Raw genomic sequence first — 2,089 nt, 5'->3', positions numbered from 1 at the left:
CTAATAAACCACTAAGAAAGCAAGGAAAGGCCAAAGCAGTCAGATCAAGGAAAGGCCAAAGCAGTCAGATCAAGGAAAGGCCAAAGCAGCCAGATCAACGAAAGGCCAACCCCATAAAACCACAGACAAACAAGCGCCGCGCAGGCAAACACATCAAGCAAAACCCAACACCGCAGGCAAACAGAAAACCCCCACCGGCAGGCAAAAAAACCTCAACTTTATTGCCGCGCCAACCGCAAATTATCCGGCATCGGTAAATTGTAATTCGTCCGGAACGGATTAATATCGAGCCCGCCGCGCCGGGTATACCGCGCATAAACAGCAAGCTTCACCGGCCGGCAGGCCTTAAGAACATCAATAAAAATCTTCTCCACACACTGCTCATGAAACCCGGTGTGGTTCCGGTAGGAGATGATGTACCTCAGCAAGCCCGCGTGATCGATCTGCGGCCCAACGTAATGAATCTGCACGGTGCCCCAGTCCGGCTGCCCGGTCACCGGACAATTCGACTTCAACAAGTTAGAGAACAAAGTCTCCTTAACAGGCGCTTCGTCAAGTGCGGCCTTCAGCAATGAGGCGTCAGGCTGATAAACATCCGTATCCAGATCAAGCCGATCCAGAGACAAGCCTTCAAACTCTTCCATCTGCAGCTTGCCGAATTCATACGGTGCGGTCAGCTGAACAGCAACAGTCGCGCCGCAAGAAGCGGAAACATCGCGCTTGATCGTGTCGCGCACAATTTCCATCGACTCGAACGCCGTCTGCGCAAACGACCCAAGATAAAGCTTGAACGACTTCGATTCGACAATATTCGGCGAATCAGCCGGCACAAAGAATGTCGCCACTGCAATCTGCGGCTTGCCGCGCGCATTCAGCCAGGAAAGCTCGTAAGCATTCCAGATGTCCGTGCCGAAAAACGGCAACTGCGCGCTAATCCCAATCGCCTCGCGCGCATTCTTCCGGGCAATCGGAAAGAGCAGCGAAGCGTCATATTGTTCGGTGTAAGCGGAAGGCTTACCCAGCGGTGATTGTTCGGGTGTCATGATGCGTTCACGATGCCACTCAGCACGTGCCCCGTCGCCGTCACGACGCGGGCCGATTCGCAATGGCCAATTTGGTCGTCGAAGAAAAAATCCGGCTCGAACTCGCGCAAAAACGCGCTCTTGTCGAGGCCGCCGAGGAACATCGCTTCGTCGATTTCGATGTTCCACGCCATTAATGTGCGGATCGCGCGCTCATGCGCCGGGGCGGAGCGCGCTGTCACCAAGGCCGTACGAATATGCATTGGTGCGGCTTCGTCCGCGAGTTTCTGCAGCCGATGCAGCGCTTCGAGCAACGGCTTCAAAGGCCCATCCGCGAGCGGCAAATCCTTGTTGTGAATCTCATGGCCGACGAACGCACGCAGGCCATCTTTCTGGAACACACGCTCGGCTTCGTCGGAAAACAAAACTGCATCGCCGTCGAAGGCGATCCGGATCTCGTCTGGATACTTGCTCGCCATTTTCGCCGATTCGGGCAAGACGCGCGCGGCCGGAAATCCGGCAGCCAATGCGTCGCGCACGTCGTCCTGATTCGCGGACAAAAACAACGACGCGTTCAACGGCTTCAGATAGCCGAATGGCGGGCGCCCACGTGTAAACACACCACGCTCGATCGCCAGCCCATACTCCCTGCACGAGTGAAACGCACGCAAGCCGCTGATCGGATCGCTGCGCGACAGGATCACCACTTCGACGCGATGGCCGCCGGCGTTCAACGCCAGCAGCTTGCGGATCAGCGGAAACGCCACGCCCGGTTTGGCAGGCACGGCCAGCCGCTCGCGCTGCAACGCTTCATACGCCTGCAGGTTGCCTTCCTCGTACACGCAGTTCTCTTCCTCGAAGTCGAACAGCGCGCGCGACGAGATTGCCACCACCAGTTTGTCGACAAGCGAAAGAGCCATCTGCGCGTTTCAGTCCAAAAAGATCAAGCAAGGAACAGGCGATAAACAGGATTCTGCGTTTCTTCCCAGTACGGATAACCCAGCGTCGTGAGAAAGCGCTCGAACCCGCTGTTCTCGCTCTCCGGCACCTGAATGCCAACCAGAATT

Annotated in this window: 4 protein-coding genes; 1 reads left to right on the top strand and 3 read right to left on the bottom strand. The window is 56.4% G+C overall.

Annotated elements, in window-relative coordinates; all coding sequences use genetic code 11:
- Positions 1-257: hypothetical protein (locus PQR40_RS38865; protein WP_408511271.1), on the top strand; the 257-nt coding region annotated here is incomplete at its 5' end.
- On the opposite strand, the gene queF is transcribed toward PQR40_RS38865, so the two are convergent.
- The 3 genes from queF to PQR40_RS39125 form a co-directional block, all read right to left on the bottom strand.
- Positions 219-1,043 (bottom strand): NADPH-dependent 7-cyano-7-deazaguanine reductase QueF, encoded by an 825-nt coding sequence (gene queF, locus PQR40_RS38860; RefSeq protein ID WP_408242417.1) that lies wholly within the window; start codon positions 1,041-1,043, stop codon positions 219-221. The two genes, PQR40_RS38865 and queF, sit on opposite strands and share 39 nt — an antisense overlap.
- Positions 1,040-1,942, bottom strand: a complete 903-nt coding sequence (locus PQR40_RS38855) for a 5'-nucleotidase (RefSeq protein ID WP_408221509.1) — start codon at positions 1,940-1,942, stop codon at positions 1,040-1,042. The genes queF and PQR40_RS38855 overlap by 4 nt, the downstream gene beginning before the upstream one ends.
- A 23-nt stretch (positions 1,943-1,965) precedes the next feature.
- Positions 1,966-2,089, bottom strand: a 124-nt coding sequence (locus PQR40_RS39125) for an ACT domain-containing protein (RefSeq protein ID WP_527250857.1), incomplete at its 5' end; no start/stop codon positions are given.

Source organism: Paraburkholderia sediminicola (assembly GCF_046026855.1).
In the GTDB taxonomy this organism is placed as follows: Bacteria; Pseudomonadota; Gammaproteobacteria; order Burkholderiales; family Burkholderiaceae; genus Paraburkholderia; species Paraburkholderia sediminicola_A.
This window is presented reverse-complemented; position numbering and strand designations above follow the sequence as displayed.

Excerpts from the sequence above, each read along its gene's own strand:
- PQR40_RS38855 (WP_408221509.1), bottom strand. The coding sequence starts at position 1,942 with ATGGCTCTTTCGCTTGTCGACAAACTGGTGGTGGCAATCTCGTCGCGC.
- queF (WP_408242417.1), bottom strand. The coding sequence starts at position 1,043 with ATGACACCCGAACAATCACCGCTGGGTAAGCCTTCCGCTTACACCGAA.